This is a genomic window from Pseudomonas sp. C5pp (genome assembly GCF_000814065.1).
GTDB classification, from domain to species: domain Bacteria; phylum Pseudomonadota; class Gammaproteobacteria; order Pseudomonadales; family Pseudomonadaceae; genus Aquipseudomonas; species Aquipseudomonas asiatica.
Map to the genome: position 1 here is coordinate 162,040 of NZ_JWLN01000002.1, position 15,761 is coordinate 177,800.

Genomic DNA, 15,761 nt, shown 5'->3' on the forward strand with positions numbered 1-15,761 from the left:
TTATTCGGCCGTGGGCCATCATAAACCTGAATTGCGCTTTGAGCACTGCCCGCGCTGATGCCGCCGCACCTCGAGGGCACATATATCTACCTCCAGCAGCTCAGACAGGTCCGCGATAGTCCCTCGCCCCAAATCAAGCAAGGGCTTCGCCATGCCAACTGCAGTCACTGCCGTACCTAGTGTTCATTACGCCACCATCGAGCGCAGAATCCCCACCTGGCTCAAGCAGGCTCCGCCAGAAACCCAGAGCGCGATGCGCAACTGGCATCAAGCCCCTGCCTGGCTGGCGACGGCAATCCAGCAACAACCGGAAGTCGCCAAGGCATGGCAGGAAGAGCACGCACGTCACCGCGAGCACCAGGTGCAGGTGCACAAGCTGTTCGAAAAGCTTCCAACCCTGGAAGCGTACGCCACCAAGACACTCACCGAAGCCATCAAGCAGCGATTCAGGCTTGACCTGGACGTGCGCAACACCTACCTCGTCGATGCCCGCCAGATCGAAACGACCAATGCCATCGACAGCCGCCAGGCCGTCGACCGGGCTACACGCTCGCTGCTGCACTGCGCCTTGCACAACTTCGACCAGGATGCCGCTGCCGAACATGGCATGGACGCGCCCGCCTCCCTACTCAAGAGGTCGGTCATAGTCGATCACCGGCGCTTCATGGGCACCGTGCCGATCAACAATGCACTGGATATCGCCGCCGAAGATTTCGCCGATTTGTGTCGTACGCTGGATATCGGCGGCAAATACCATCAACAGGTACATGCCATCTACTATCCAGCGGCCACGCCGCCACTCGCCGCGGATGAAGCCGCACTGGCCGTTTATGAAACACTGGGGCGTGCGGAGGTCTCGGCATTCCGGCAATCCCTGCATTTCGCCCGCCTCAAGGGGGAAATCAGCGAGGCGCTATATTCCGCCGCTCTTGCCACGCCACTTGACCAGGCGCCATCGCCCTCTTCGCCGGTGACGTTCAGCCTGCTCGACTTGTGGGAAGCCGAGCTGACCGGCGTTGTGCTCATCACCCTGCAAGCTGAAGAGCATCAGGCAGTGGCGCTGTACATCCCCGAAGACAGCACAACCCCCCTCAAGGAATTCGCCAGCCAGGAAGCCATGAACGAAGAGTTGCGCGACAGGCTCCAGGCCGATATCGGCTACCTGGACAGGCACTTCGCCGACCGTGACAAAGCGCTGATAACCACCCGTCTGAAGGACCGGCTAATGCCCCTGGCCTGGAGTGTCCGCGGCCTGCATGAGCGTGTTCCGGACCCGCACGCCACCCTGTATCCGGTCAAAAAGCCTTTCAGCCACGCCTTTCAGGGCGTGATGACGTTCCAGAAGACCCAGCGTCATGAGAAGGATGTGCTGTTCCACGCCACGCCAACCGAAATCGTCGATCGGCGCACCGCCCAAGCCCACCGCGAGCTGATTGCCGGCCGTGTGCTCACGGCCTTGAACATCGCCGGCTTCTTCGTGCCAGGGCTTGGCGAGGCAATGCTTGCTGTTTGCCTGGCCCAGCTGGCCCATGAGGTGTATGAAGGGATCGACGCCTGGGAAAACGACGAGCGTGATACTGCCTATGGCTATCTGGTCGATGTGATCGAAAACGTGGCCATCATGGCCGCCCTCAGCGCAGCAGCCAAAGCTTTGAGAGGCTTGCACGGCAGCGAAACCGGCACGTCGCTGGAAGGGCTGGAGATTGAAGAGCCAGAGGATGAGGAGCCAGGGATAACCCGTATTCCGGTAGAAACGCCTTCATTCATCGAAGAACTGGAAGACGTGGAAACATCCGATGGTCAGACGCGGTTGTGGAAACCCGACCTCACGCCCTACCAGAGTCACGAGACGCTGCCCCATGACCTGGTACCGGACGAACTGGGCCTACGGCATCACCAAGGCAAACGCTGGCTGGTACTGCAGGGCAATCAGTACATCGTCAGCCAAACGCCAACGACTGGCGAATATCGTTTGCAACACCCTGCAAGCCCTCGCCGTTACCAGCCGCCAGTGCGGCACAACGGTGCCGGAGCATGGTTGCACGTTACGGATAAGCCACTGAGTTGGTCGGGCATGACACTCCTGCGCCGCATCGGCCACTTGAGTGGGCACTTCGACGAGCCGACGCTGCAACGGATTATCGCCGTCAGCGGCGTACATGAAGACGAGCTGCGCCGGGCCCTGGCCGAAAGCCAGCGGCTGCCGGCCTTGCTGGAAGACACCCTGCAACGCTTCAAGCTGGACGAAACGGTCCGCCGGCTGGCAGACGAGAGCACTCGGCCCGCTGAGTTCGCCAGGGCCTACGCCAGCCTTTCGCGCGACCTGGCGCCGGGTGCCGAGGCCATCCAGAGGGCGTATCCGAAATTGCCGTTAGCAGTCGCCAATGAGCTGGCACGCGAGGCCAGTGCCCTAGAACTGCAGATGCTCGACAGTGGCAAGGTACCACTGCGCCTTGGCGAGGAGGCCCGCGTCTACCAGCAACAAATTCGCCTTGCCCGCACCTGCGAAGGGCTGTACCTGTCCAGCGTACCGAGCTGGGATAGCGACCTGTTGATCATGCATACGCTCGAACGCTTGCCAGGCTGGCCTGCACAGACCAGGCTCCGGCTGCTCCAGCGCATGTCCTGGCCGACCCAGGATCATGCCATTGGCACGCCGGGCACTCGCCCATACACGACCATCACCCATGCCCCGGCAGGGTACATCGTCCACGACGAAAGCCTGCCCAGTGCGGCGGTCAAGGTGTACCCAAGCCTTTACGCTGCATTGTACGAGGCACTGCCCGCGGCGATGGCGAGCATGGACGTCACCGATCAGCAAGCGCTGCAGCGCCTTGTACAGGAAAGCCCGTTACTACCCCGCCCAGCCCTGAGGGCGCTGCTGGGCATGCAGCCCGTACGCCCCGGCTACCGTTCTCCCATGCGCCTGGCCGATGGCCGCCTGGGCTACCCACTCAGTGGCGGCGGCCCGGCCACCCACGGCATCACCCGTCACCGCCTGCTCGAAGCTATCGAAGCCACAGGGCTCGCCACACGCACCGGCCGCTCGGCAGATCAGATTCTGCTGGCACTTGCCAGCCGCGGCCGTACACAGCTGCAGATATTCGAGCATTTGCAGACGCTGGTGGAGCAACGCAACGAGCTGCAAAGCAGCCTGGACGATTGGAGCGAAGCCATTTCGCCGGCAAGCGACCAGGCAGCCCACGACTACGACAGCCTGCGTGACTCGATCATGCAACATTGGTACGAGACTGCGCTGGAGGAGAGCACAGAGCCCACGACCGAACTGCGTATTGCCCGCGTCCCACTTGCCGACGTACCCCTCACCTTGCCCGCTTTTTTCAACACACGCGTGCGCAGCTTGAGCCTGATCGACTTACCGTCAGGATCGCTGGCGGGCTGGGCGCAAAACGAGCGCCTGCTGCAGCGCCTGCTCAGGCAGATGCCGCAGATCGAGTCGCTGGAAATCAGCCGTCCGTTTGACCCCAGGGCAACGCCCTCGCCCTTCCTGTTCAGCGTGCCCACCATCACCGAGTGCCTGCCAGCGTTGCAACGGCTGGTGCTCACCAACCAGAACATGACGCTCTCCGAAAGCGACCTGAACCTGCTGTCAGGGCTTCGCCAATTGAGATACCTGGACCTGAGTGGTAACCGGCTGGCGCAGAGCAACAGGCCAAGTTTCCATGAATTGACCCTGGACTACCTGGGCCTGGACCAGATGCAGCTGGCCCAATGGCCGATCGGGATTGGCAGCGACGCCCTGGCGCGCATTTCCCATCTGTCGTTGCGCCACAACAATCTCAGGTCGTTGCCCTCGTTCCTGCTTCATGAAGCGGACATGCTGACCACCCCACCGGTGATCTCGCTGGAAGGCAACAGCATCAATGAATCTCACCTGCAGCGATTGTTGCTGAACGAGCGCGTCGACACCTCGGGCATCACCACGGACCAGCCAGAGGCAATGTCCGAACAACTCGCACGCATTCGCGATGAGCGTCGACAGATGCGCGATGCGATCGATGGCTGGGCCCAGGCATCCAGCTCGAGCAACCCATTGACCCAAGCCGCGCTAGCGGACAGGCAACGTATCGCATCAGCGATCGGTCAATTCTGGGAACAACAGGAGCAGGGCCAGTCCTACCTGCGCCTGCAACTCGAGGACGTGGCCATCGAACATTTCCCCAGGCGTCTTCCAGCGTTCTTCGGCGGCCGCGTACGCGCACTCAGCCTGACGCGGTTGCGAGGCAGCGCCTCACAGCTCGATGAACTACTCAGCCGGTTCCCTAACATCAGCCGGTTGACCATCGATGAACACCAGGCCGCCATGCCCTCGCTGGCATCCGCTCTGGCTCGCCTTCCCCAGCTCACCTTCCTGGAGTTTCGCAACATGGGCCTTGAGGTCGATCAGGCCATGCTCGACATTTTCGCAGGGCTGCGAAACCTGACGTCGCTGGACCTGTCGGGCAACCGCATGGGCAGCATCGACCGGGTGCCCGCATCGCTGGCCAGCAACCTGCAGTCACTCGCATTGACCAACATGAACCTGCAAGCCTGGCCCAGCTGGTGTGACAGTTTGCTGCCACTGGAACTTCTCGACCTGAGCTCGAACAACATCACCCAGTTGCCCGAGCACATCCTGTCGAACCTGAACAATCCCATGCCGATCTCGTCGATAGCCTTGTTCGACAACCCGTTGCCTCTTGAAACCATCCTGCGGGTACGCACGTTCTCGGACAGCCAGCACAGCTATTCCTTTGCCCTGGATATCCCCGACGACCTGATGTTCTTCGATACTTCCAGCGAAGGATCTCTCGACCATCCTCACTTCCCACTGCTGGGCGATGATACGCCCAGGCTGGAGGACTGGATGCTGGGTAGCGAAGCACAGAATGCCGCATTGCAGGACTGCTGGGAGCGACTCGAAGGCAGTGATCTGTTGCGTCTGGCGGGCCGTTTGCACAATGCCGCCCCATACGTTGACCCGAATACGCGAGCCACCTTCTGCGAACGGGTGCGCTTGATGCTGGTGGTGGCTGCAAGCAACGAAACCGAACGCCCGATCATGGAGAGCATCGCTGCTGCGGCATTGCCCGACCCGGCAACCGGCTCGCAGACCTGCCACGATGGAGCGCTGCAGGAGTTCAACAATATTGAACTGTATTTGATGAGCCAACGCCTGTTGATCGACGCCGGCGATTCCCTGCAAGCACTGGGTCGTCGCCTGTTGCAGCTTTTCCGGACCGAACAGTTGGAGCTGCTGGCCAACCAACGGACTGGCACGGGTGACCGGGTATCGGTACGCCTGGCCTACCGACGGGAACTGGCCAGGGAACTGGACCTGCCGATCGCCGACAGCATGCGTTTTCGAGGTGCTGCGAACCTGGCGCGCGATGAGCTATCCAGCGTGCTGGAGAAGGTCCGGAAAAGTGAACTGAGCGATGCACTGGTCGAATACATGCTGGCGAATACGGATTGGACCACGCGTCTGCGAGCCGAATTTGCCGACCGCTTCGCCGAAATAGAAGCACGTTTCCGCCTGCGGGTGCTTGAGCTGGCAAGCAAGGACCACTCGCTTCAGGACGAGTTGAACTTGCAGCAAGGCCTGCAAGATGACAAGGATCAGGAAGAGAGGGAGCTACTGCGCGAACTCACCATCAAGCAAATCAACAACAACTGAGCAGTAGTGACTGGCGACGCGAACAACCTGCATCGCGTCGCCATTCTCACCGGTGAACTTCAACGCCCGTAACGCGCCTCACCCCAGTCCAGCAGCGCCTGCAGAAGCTGCTTCAACACCTCCTGTGTCGGGCGTGCCAGGTTTTCGCGGTACTCGAACGGCTCGGCTTCTTCCATATAGGTGCTCTGCGCCAGTTCCAGCTGCACCGCATGGATGTGGTTGGCCGGATCACCGTAATACCGGGTGATATGCCCGCCCTTGAAGCGGCCATTGAGCACGTGGCTGTAGCCTTGGGCCTGGGCACAGACCTCTTTCAGCTGTTCGGCCAGAGCCGGGTCGCAGCTGGCGCCGTTGAAGGTACCCAGGTTGAAATCCGGCAGCTTGCCGTCGAACAGGTGCGGGATCAGCGAACGGATCGAATGGGCGTCCCACAGCAGGGCGTAGCCGAATTGCTCGCGCAGCCGTGCCAGCTCACGACGAATCGTGTCGTGGTAGGGGCGCCAAATCTGCTCCAGATACTGCTTGCGCTCCTCGCCTGTCGGCACCAGCCCGTCCTTGAACAATGGCTCGCCATCGAACAGTGTGGCCGGGTACAGGCCAGTAGTGGCGCCGACGTAAAGTGGTTTGTCGTCATCCGGCCGGTTCAGGTCGATGACGAAACGCGAATACTCCGCGGCTACGACACTGGCGCCCATCTCGCGGGCAAAGTCATACAACCGCGGAATATGCCAGTCGGTGTCCGGCAGGCTGCGCGCCTGCTCGACCAGGCCGTCTCGAACAGCCGGCGACAGTTTCAGGCCGGCGTGGGGCATGCTGATCAGCAGCGGCAGGCGCCCCTGGTGAAAACTCTGTACCTTGTCCATCGTGCCTCACTCAATTGGAAATCTCGTGACCCTTGCGCACCACGCGCTTGGGCAGGTCGCCGCCCAGCCAGTAGGCCAGGTCGGCGGGGCGTTCGATCTGCCAGGCGACGAAGTCGGCGACCTTGCCCACTTCCAGCGAGCCGTGGCTGTCGCCCAGGCCCAACGCCGTGGCGGCGTGCACGGTGACGCCGGCCAGGGCTTCTTCCGGGGTCATGCGGAAGCATGTGCAGCCCATGTTCAGCATCAGCCGAAGCGATAAACCTGGCGAGGTGCCGGGATTGAGGTCGCTGGCCAGGGCGATCTTCACGCCGTGGCGGCGCAGGGCGTCCATCGGCGGCAGCTGGGTTTCGCGCAGGAAGTAGAACGCGCCCGGCAGCAGCACGGCGACCGTGCCGGCTTTTGCCATGGCAATGGCGTCGTCCTCGGTCATGAACTCCAGGTGGTCGGCCGACAGCGCCTGGTAGCGCGCCGCCAGGCTGGAACCGTGCAGCGACGACAACTGTTCGGCGTGCAGCTTGACCGGCAGGCCCAGTTCGCGCGCCTTGATGAACAGCCGCTCGACCTGGGCCGGGGAGAACGCCAGGTGTTCGCAGAAGGCATCCACTGCGTCCACCAGGCCTTCGGCGGCCAGGGCCGGCAGCATTTCATCGCAGATGTGCGCGATGTAGTCATCAGCCCGGCCGACGTATTCCGGCGGCAAGGCATGGGCTGCCAGACAGGTGGCGCGCACCGCCAGAGGCAACTCGTCGGCCAGGCGCCGGGCCACACGCAGCATCTTGCGCTCGTTGGCCAGGTCCAGGCCGTACCCGGACTTGATCTCGATGGTGGTCACGCCATCGCGCATCAGCGCCTGGACCCGCTGGCGAGCACTGGCGAACAGCTCGTCCTCGCTGGCCGCGCGGGTGGCCCGCACGGTGCTGGCGATGCCACCGCCCTGTGCGGCGATTTCGGCATAGCTCACACCCTGCAGGCGCTGCTCGAACTCGCCGCTGCGGTTGCCACCGAACACCGCGTGGGTGTGGCAGTCGATCAGCCCCGGGGTAACCCAGGCGCCGCCCAGGTCCACCGTACGTTCGGCCTCGACCGACGCCAGCTCGACGCGTGGGCCGATCCACTCGATCAGCCCGGCGTTGGTGACGATGGCCGCGTCCTCGATGGCCGAGTAACGGCCCTCGGCCATGGTTGCCACATGGCAGTGCTGCCAGACGGTTCTCATACATTGACTCCTGTACTTAGCGGTGCAGCTCGGCCGGTTCCGCTACTGGCTTGCCCTGCCCTGCGCGCGGCTTGCACCACAGCAGGTAGGACGCCACCAGGAACACCACCCAGACCACGCCGACGAGCAGTGCCGCCTGGGTATCCGGGAAGTAACCGAGCACGCCAAAGATGAACACCATGAACGCAATGGCCATGGCCGGGCCGTAAGGCCAGAACGGTACCGGGAACTGCAGCTGGGCCACTTGTTCACGGCTCATGCTGCGGCGCATGGCCACCTGGGTGAGCAGGATCATCAGCCACACCCACACGGTAGCGAAGGTGGCGATCGAGGCGATCAGCAGGAACACATTCTCCGGGATCAGGTAGTTGAGCAGCACGCCGATCAGCAGCGCAGCCCCCATCACCACCACGGTCATCCACGGCACGCCGTGCTTCGACAGTTTGCTGAAGCCGCGCGGTGCGTGGCCTTGCTGGGCCAGGCCGTACATCATGCGGCCGGCGCCGAAGATGTCGCTGTTGATGGCCGAGATCGCGGCAGAAATCACCACGATGTTCAGCACCGCGGCGGCAGAGCCGATGCCCAGGTTACTGAAAATCTGCACGAACGGGCTGCCCTGGCTGCCGATCTGCGGCCATGGGAACAGGCACATCAGCACGAACAGGGTAAGCACGTAGAACAGCAGGATGCGCAACGGCACGGCGTTGATCGCCTTGGGGATGACCCGCTGCGGGTCCTTGGCCTCACCGGCGGTGACGCCGATGATCTCGATGCCGCCGAACGCGAACATCACCACGGCAAAGGAGGCGATCAGGCCACCCACGCCGTTGGGCATGAAGCCGCCGTGGTCGAACAGGTTGCTGACGCCCACGGCCTGCCCGGTGCCTACCTGACTGAAGCCGAAGGCCATGATGCCGAGGCCGGCCAGGATCATCGCCACAATGGCGCCGACCTTGAGCAGCGACAGCCAGAATTCCATTTCGCCGAAGACCTTGACGTTGCACAGGTTGAGGCCGCCGATCAGGAAGACGATGCCCAGCACCCAGATCCAGCGGGCCACTTCCGGGAACCAGAAGCCCATGTAGATACCGAAGGCGGTGACGTCGGCGATGGCGACGATGACCATCTCGAAGGCGTAGGTCCAGCCGAGGATGAAGCCGGCCATGGGGCCGAGGTAGGTGCTGGCGTAGTGGCCGAACGAGCCGGCGACCGGGTTGTGCACAGCCATTTCGCCGAGGGCGCGCATGACCATGAACACGGCGGCGCCGCCGATCAGGTAGGCGAGCAGCACCGCCGGGCCGGCCATCTGGATGGCCGAGGCGGAGCCGTAGAACAGGCCGGTGCCGATGGCAGAACCGAGGGCCATGAAGCGGATGTGGCGGGCACTTAGCCCGCGTTTTAGACCTTGAGCTTGTTGCATGTCACGTCCTTAAATTGTTCTTGTGGTCGTGAGATCGAGGGGGGCTGCCTTGCAGCCCTTTCGCAGCACAAGGCTGCTCCTACAAGGGAGCGCGTCGCCTTTGCAGGAGCAGCCTTGCGCTGCGAATGGGCCGCACAGCGGCCCCTGGGGGCATTACAGGCTTGGCAGCACACCAGCCGGCAGCAGGCCGGTCAGGCGACCCTTGGCCAACAGTTCCACGGCCTTTTCGATGTCGGGCGCGAAGAAGCGGTCACGGTCGTAGTGCGGCACCTCGCTGCGCAGCGCCTGGCGCGCCTGCTCCAGCTTGGCCGAGGTCTTCAGGCCCTTGCGCAGGTCCAGGCCCTGGCAGGCGCCCAGCCATTCGATGGCCAGCACGCCACGGGTGTTTTCGGCCATTTCCCACAGGCGCTTGCCGGCAGCCGGGGCCATCGACACGTGGTCTTCCTGGTTGGCCGAGGTCGGCAGGCTGTCGACACTGTGCGGGTGCGACAGGGCCTTGTTCTCGCTCGCCAGGGCAGCAGCGGTGACCTGGGCGATCATGAAGCCCGAGTTGACCCCGCCGTTTTCCACCAGGAACGGCGGCAGCTGGGACATGTGCTTGTCCATCATCAGCGAGATACGGCGCTCGCTGAGCGAGCCGATTTCAGCGATGGCCAGGGCGATGTTGTCGGCGGCCATGGCCACCGGCTCGGCGTGGAAGTTACCGCCGGAAATCACGTCACCTTCGGCAGCGAACACCAGCGGGTTGTCCGACACGGCGTTGGCTTCGATGCCCAGTACCTCGGCGGCCTGGCGCAGCTGGGTCAGGCAGGCGCCCATGACCTGCGGCTGGCAGCGCAGCGAGTACGGGTCCTGGACCTTGTCGCAGTTCTTGTGCGACAGCGACACTTCGCTGGAGTCGCCCAGCAGGTCACGGAAGCAGGCAGCCGTGTCGATCTGGCCGCGCTGGCCACGCACTTCGTGAATGCGCGCATCGAACGGCGAGCGCGAGCCCAGTGCGGCTTCGACGCTCAGGCCGCCGCAGGCGATGGCAGCGGCGTACAGGTCTTCGCCCTGGAACAGGCCACGCAGGGCATAGGCGGTGGACGCCTGGGTGCCGTTGAGCAGGGCCAGGCCCTCCTTGGCAGCCAGGGTCAGCGGCTCGAGGCCGGCCACGGCCAGGGCTTCGGTGGCTGGCAGCCACTGGCCCTTGTAGCGGGCCTTGCCTTCACCCAGCAGCACCAGCGACATGTGCGCCAGCGGGGCGAGGTCGCCGGAAGCGCCCACCGAACCCTTCAGCGGGATGTGCGGATAGACTTCGGCGTTGACCAGGGCAATCAGCGCGTCGATGACTTTGCGACGGATGCCGGAGAAACCACGGCTGAGGCTGTTGATCTTCAGCACCATGATCAGCCGCACCAGGTCGTCATCCAGCGGCGCGCCGACACCGGCGGCGTGGGACAGCACCAGCGAGCGCTGCAGGTTTTCCAGGTCGTGGCTGGCGATGCGGGTCGAGGCCAGCAGGCCGAAACCGGTGTTGATGCCGTAGGCGGTACGGTCTTCGGCAATGATCTGCTCGACGCAGGCAACGCTGGCGTCGATGGCCGGCGCGGCGCTGGCGTCCAGTTGCAGGCGCACGGGCGCGGCATGGATGGCGCGCAGCTGGGCCAGGGTCAGGGTGCCGGGCTTGAGGGTCAATTCGGTCACTTCACTACTCCAATCGCGTGGAGCCGCAGGCCCGTTTGTGAGTGCCTGCGTGCCCCTTCTTGTTGTTCAGTATCACCCCTCGTGGGGTGCGATCCAAAGCGTGGCGATCAGCCAGTGATCATCGGCAGGTCCAGGCCCTGCTCCTTGGCGCACTCGATGGCGATGTCGTAACCGGCATCGGCATGACGCATCACACCGGTCCCTGGGTCGTTGGTCAGCACGCGAGCGATACGCGCGGCGGCTTCGTCGGTACCGTCGCAGACGATGACCATGCCAGAGTGCTGGGAGAAGCCCATGCCAACGCCACCACCGTGGTGCAGCGAAACCCAGGTAGCACCGCCGGCGGTGTTCAGCAGGGCGTTGAGCAGCGGCCAGTCGGAGACAGCGTCGGAACCGTCGCGCATGGCTTCGGTTTCACGGTTGGGGCTGGACACCGAACCGGAGTCCAGGTGGTCACGGCCGATCACGATCGGTGCCGACAGCTCGCCGCTGCGTACCATTTCGTTGAACGCCAGGCCCAGCTTGGCGCGCAGGCCCAGACCAACCCAGCAGATACGTGCCGGCAGGCCCTGGAAGCTGATGCGCTCACGAGCCATGTCCAGCCAGCGGTGCAGGTGGGCGTCGTCGGGGATCAGTTCCTTGACCTTGGCGTCGGTCTTGTAGATGTCTTCGGCATCACCGGACAGCGCCGCCCAGCGGAACGGGCCGATGCCACGGCAGAACAGCGGGCGGATGTAGGCCGGCACGAAGCCAGGGAAGTCGAAGGCATTGGCCACGCCTTCTTCCTTGGCCATCTGGCGGATGTTGTTGCCGTAGTCGAAGGTCGGAACACCCTGCTTCTGGAAATCGAGCATGGCTTGCACGTGCACGGCCATCGACTGCTTGGCGGCCTTGACCACTGCAGCCGGCTCGGTCTGCGCGCGGTCGCGGTACTGTTCCCAGGTCCAGCCGGCTGGCAGGTAACCGTTCAGCGGGTCGTGGGCGCTGGTCTGGTCGGTGACCATGTCCGGGCGCACGCCACGCTTGACCAGCTCTGGCAGGATTTCGGCAGCGTTGCCGTGCAGGGCGATGGAGATGGCCTTGCCTTCGGCGGTGTACTTGGCAATGCGTGCCAGGGCGTCGTCGAGGTCAGTGGCCTGCTCGTCGACGTAGCGGGTTTCCAGACGGAAGTCGATGCGGCTCTGCTGGCATTCGATGTTCAGCGAGCAGGCACCGGCCAGGGTGGCGGCCAGTGGCTGGGCGCCGCCCATGCCGCCCAGGCCGGCGGTCAGTACCCACTTGCCTTTCAGGCTGCCGCCGTAATGCTGGCGACCGGCTTCGACGAAGGTTTCGTAGGTGCCCTGGACGATGCCCTGGCTGCCGATGTAGATCCAGCTGCCGGCGGTCATCTGGCCGTACATGGCCAGGCCCTTGGCGTCCAGTTCGTTGAAGTGTTCCCAGTTGGCCCAGTGCGGCACCAGGTTGGAGTTGGCGATCAGTACGCGCGGGGCGTTGCTGTGGGTCTTGAACACGCCGACCGGCTTGCCCGACTGCACCAGCAGGGTTTCGTCGTCTTCCAGGCGGGTCAGGGTCTCGACGATCTTGTCGTAGCACGCCCAGTTACGGGCAGCGCGGCCGATACCGCCGTACACCACCAGTTCTTTCGGGTTTTCCGCGACCTGTGGATCGAGGTTGTTCATCAGCATGCGCAGTGGCGCTTCGGTCAGCCAGCTTTTGGCAGTCAGCTTGTTGCCACGTGGGGCACGGATTTCAACGTCACGGTATTTGTTGTTGTCGGTCACGGGAAAGGTCCTCTGCGGTCGTCCGCGGGCGGGTATGTCGTGGTAGATATACAAACACACCTTTACTTGTATGTACAAGCATGGACAACCAAAATAATTGGACTTTTCCGCTGAATGGCAAAAGAAATGGGGCCGCTGAGCGGCCCTTCGCGGGCTTGCCCGCTCCCACAGAGAGCCACTGCCTTCAAGGCGTGCGCTGTACCTGTGGGAGCGGGCAAGCCCGCGAAGGGCTGCGCAGCAGCCCCCGGCTATTTCAACGTGAAACGAGTTCGATCAGGCAGAACCGCCCCTGCACATCCAACCCCAACAACTGGTCATTGCCCTCCAGCCGCAGGCAGTCATACAACCCCAACCGCTGCGTCTCACGCCCGGCAATACCCACCTCGACCTGGCTGCTGGCAGCGAACAGCAACACCGTCGACGCCGAACTGTACAAGCGGCTGGTGCCATCGAACCACTGCAACCGTGCCCGGTAGCGCTGCGGTGCGTAGATCAGGTTGAAATCGCGGATCGCCCCGCCCAGCAGCTTGCAGCTGACCTGGCTCTCGCCACTGAAGGCGAAGGCATCGAAAGGCAGCAACGGCCGGCTGGCCTGGCCGTCGACCAGCAGGCGCATGCCGTCGCCCTGCAACACGGTGATGATTCGCTGGTAGCCGGCGAAGGTGGAAAAGCCACCGGACTCCTCGATATCGGCAATCGACAAGCGCCAGCCAAAGCCGTCCAGGCCTTCGCCACTGTCGCGGGTGATCTCTTCGGTGAAACCGCCACCGTTCTTCCACGGCATGCGCGGGTAGCCCTGCGCATGCAACAACTGCAGCTGACTCATTTACTGAAACGTCCTTCCAGGCGATGACGGGAACCGGGGTGGATCAGCCGCGCGGCGGTCACCGGCTGGCGGCCGGACCAGGTGCGACGGCGGATCAGCAGGCAGGGCTCGCCCCGCTCGATCTGCAACAGGCGGCATTCTTCCGGCTCGGCCAGGATTGCCTCTACCACGTGCTCACCCTCGGTCAGCGGCGCCACCTGCGACAGGTAGGCGTATGGCGTCTGCCGGGTGAAGTCCTGCTTGAGGTAGTCGGGGGCAATCGCCGCATTGACGTAGCGGTCCTCGATCTGCACCGGCAGGCCGTTCTCGAAATGCACGATCAGCGAGTGGAACACTCGCTGGCCTTCGCGCATGTCCAGGGCCAGGGCCCGCTCGGAACCGGCCGTTTCCTCGGTGAGGGTGATCACCTGGCAGCTATGCTGGTGGCCTCGCGCGGCAATTTCGTCGGCAATGTTGTTGACCTCGAACAGCGCCGAACGCCCCTTGGGCTCGGCCACGAAGGTACCGACCCCTTGCATGCGCACCAGCAGGCCTTCGGCAGTGAGCTCGCGCAGGGCGCGATTGATGGTCATGCGGCTGAAGCCCAGCTCGCTGACCAGTTCGCTCTCCGAGGGTACCCGGTGATGCGGTGGCCAGCTGCCGTTGTCGATCTGCTGGATGATCATCTGTTTGACCCGGGCGTACAGCGGAGCCGGGCCCTCGCCCATCTGGGCAACCAGCGCGGAGACAGGAGGTGTCGGCACGGCGTTGGATCCTTGTGCAAATGGAATGAGCGGTAGCTTGCCGCAGTTTACCCGGCAGGCAAACGCCTGTATATGTATATACAAGTTAACAATAACAGGATTTTTACCGATGTCCGCCTACTTCGCCGAACGCGCCCTGCTGCCCACGGGCTGGGCCAGCCATGTCCGCATCGAGGTCACCAGTGATGGCCATGTGGCCCGCATCGAGCCGGGCGCCTCGGCCGAAGGCGCCGAGCGGCTGGCCGGCCCGCTGCTGCCCGGCATGCCCAACCTGCACTCGCATGCCTTCCAGCGCGCCATGGCAGGGCTGGCAGAAGTCGCCGGCAACCCCAACGACAGTTTCTGGACCTGGCGCGACCTGATGTACCGCCTGGTCGGCCAGATCAGTCCGGAGCAGCTTCAGGTCATCGCCCGCCAGCTGTACATCGAAATGCTCAAGGCCGGCTATACCTCGGTCGCCGAGTTCCACTACGTGCACCATGACCAGGCCGGCAGGGCCTACGCCGACCCGGCCGAACTGTCCCACCGCATCAGTGCGGCTGCAGCCGACAGCGGCATTGGCCTGACCTTGCTGCCGGTGCTGTACAGCCACGCAGGCTTCGGCGGCCAAGCCCCGAATGACGGGCAACGGCGCTTCATAAATTCCACTGAACAGTACCTGCAACTGCAAGCGCAGCTGGCCCCGCTGCTGGCCGCGCAACCCGCGCAGCAACTGGGTCTGTGCTTCCATTCGCTGCGCGCGGTGACGCCCGGGCAGATCGCCGAAGTGCTGGCAGCCAGCGACAAACAGTGCCCGGTGCATATCCATATCGCCGAGCAGCAGAAGGAAGTCGACGACTGCCTGGCCTGGAGCGGCCTGCGCCCGTTGCAGTGGTTGTACGAACATGTGGATGTGGACCCGCGCTGGTGCCTGGTGCACGCAACCCACGCAGAGCCGGATGAAGTCACCGCCATGGCCCGTAGCGGCGCGGTAGCCGGACTTTGCCTGACCACCGAGGCCAACCTGGGCGACGGGATTTTCCCGGCAGTGGACTATCTGGCACAGGGTGGGCGCATGGGCATTGGTTCGGACAGCCATGTGTCGCTGAGCGTGGTGGAAGAACTGCGCTGGCTGGAATACGGCCAGCGGCTGCGCGACCAGCGGCGTAACCGCCTGTATCGCGGCGACCAGCCGATGGTCGGGCGGACGTTGTATGACGCGGCTCTGGCGGGCGGTGCGCAGGCGCTGGGCCAGGCGGTCGGGGAACTGGCCGTGGGCAAGCGCGCCGACTGGCTGGTGCTCGATGGGCAGGACCCTTACATCGCCATGGCCGATGGGGATGCGATTCTCAACCGCTGGCTGTTTGCCGGCGGCGATCGCCAGGTGCGGGATGTGATGGTGAATGGGCAGTGGGTGGTGCGCCAGGGGCGGCATGCGCAGGAAGAGCAAAGTGCGCTGGCGTTTGCCAAAGTACTGCGGCAGCTTTTGGGCTGATCTTCCGGCAGTTCTATCGCATTCGCGGGTGAACCCGCTCCCACAGGCCAGGCGCTGAACTCAGATACGGTGCAG

General features: G+C 63.7%; 9 protein-coding genes. 2 read left to right on the forward strand and 7 right to left on the reverse strand.

The genetic code is table 11. The annotated features are described in order from the left end of the window. The first annotated feature begins 151 nt into the window (after positions 1-151). A complete protein-coding gene (locus RR51_RS02300; protein ID WP_236693246.1) occupies positions 152-5,677 on the forward strand; it encodes a dermonecrotic toxin domain-containing protein in 5,526 nt (1,841 codons plus the stop codon). Positions 5,678-5,736: 59 nt separating this feature from the next. On the opposite strand, the gene hutG is transcribed toward RR51_RS02300, so the two are convergent. From hutG to hutC, 7 genes are all read right to left on the reverse strand, one after another. After that, entirely contained in the window at positions 5,737-6,540 is an 804-nt protein-coding gene (gene hutG, locus RR51_RS02305; protein WP_039612501.1) for an N-formylglutamate deformylase, read from the reverse strand. A gap of 10 nt (positions 6,541-6,550) precedes the next feature. Beyond that, positions 6,551-7,756 (reverse strand): imidazolonepropionase, encoded by a 1,206-nt coding sequence (hutI, locus tag RR51_RS02310; protein WP_039612502.1) that lies wholly within the window; start codon positions 7,754-7,756, stop codon positions 6,551-6,553. Between the two features lie 16 nt (positions 7,757-7,772). Beyond that, complete coding sequence (locus RR51_RS02315) at positions 7,773-9,176, reverse strand: amino acid permease (protein WP_023663049.1); 1,404 nt, start codon at positions 9,174-9,176, stop codon at positions 7,773-7,775. A 153-nt stretch (positions 9,177-9,329) separates the two neighbouring features. Continuing rightward, on the reverse strand, positions 9,330-10,862 hold the full coding sequence (hutH, locus tag RR51_RS02320) for a histidine ammonia-lyase (RefSeq protein ID WP_003259868.1): 1,533 nt from the start codon (positions 10,860-10,862) through the stop codon (positions 9,330-9,332). Between the two features lie 107 nt (positions 10,863-10,969). Further along, positions 10,970-12,643 (reverse strand): urocanate hydratase, encoded by a 1,674-nt coding sequence (gene hutU, locus RR51_RS02325; protein ID WP_039612503.1) that lies wholly within the window; start codon positions 12,641-12,643, stop codon positions 10,970-10,972. 253 nt (positions 12,644-12,896) lie between these two features. Then, on the reverse strand, positions 12,897-13,469 hold the full coding sequence (locus tag RR51_RS02330) for a HutD/Ves family protein (RefSeq protein WP_039612504.1): 573 nt from the start codon (positions 13,467-13,469) through the stop codon (positions 12,897-12,899). Further along, the gene (gene hutC / locus RR51_RS02335) at positions 13,466-14,176 is read right to left on the reverse strand and encodes a histidine utilization repressor (protein ID WP_177328633.1); all 711 of its coding nucleotides are present in this window, start codon (positions 14,174-14,176) and stop codon (positions 13,466-13,468) included. Before hutC ends, RR51_RS02330 begins: the two co-directional genes overlap by 4 nt. Positions 14,177-14,321: 145 nt before the next feature. On the opposite strand from hutC, the gene RR51_RS02340 reads away from it, so the two are divergent. Then, positions 14,322-15,686 carry a formimidoylglutamate deiminase gene (locus tag RR51_RS02340; RefSeq protein WP_039612506.1) on the forward strand — a complete coding sequence of 455 codons (1,365 nt, stop codon included), beginning with the start codon at positions 14,322-14,324 and terminating at the stop codon, positions 15,684-15,686. Positions 15,687-15,761: the final 75 nt, after the last annotated feature.

Excerpts from the sequence above, each read along its gene's own strand:
- RR51_RS02330 (WP_039612504.1), bottom strand. The coding sequence starts at position 13,469 with ATGAGTCAGCTGCAGTTGTTGCATGCGCAGGGCTACCCGCGCATGCCG.
- hutG (WP_039612501.1), bottom strand. The coding sequence starts at position 6,540 with ATGGACAAGGTACAGAGTTTTCACCAGGGGCGCCTGCCGCTGCTGATC.
- hutI (WP_039612502.1), bottom strand. The coding sequence starts at position 7,756 with ATGAGAACCGTCTGGCAGCACTGCCATGTGGCAACCATGGCCGAGGGC.
- hutC (WP_177328633.1), bottom strand. The coding sequence starts at position 14,176 with ATGGGCGAGGGCCCGGCTCCGCTGTACGCCCGGGTCAAACAGATGATC.
- RR51_RS02300 (WP_236693246.1), top strand. The coding sequence starts at position 152 with ATGCCAACTGCAGTCACTGCCGTACCTAGTGTTCATTACGCCACCATC.
- RR51_RS02340 (WP_039612506.1), top strand. The coding sequence starts at position 14,322 with ATGTCCGCCTACTTCGCCGAACGCGCCCTGCTGCCCACGGGCTGGGCC.
- RR51_RS02315 (WP_023663049.1), bottom strand. The coding sequence starts at position 9,176 with ATGCAACAAGCTCAAGGTCTAAAACGCGGGCTAAGTGCCCGCCACATC.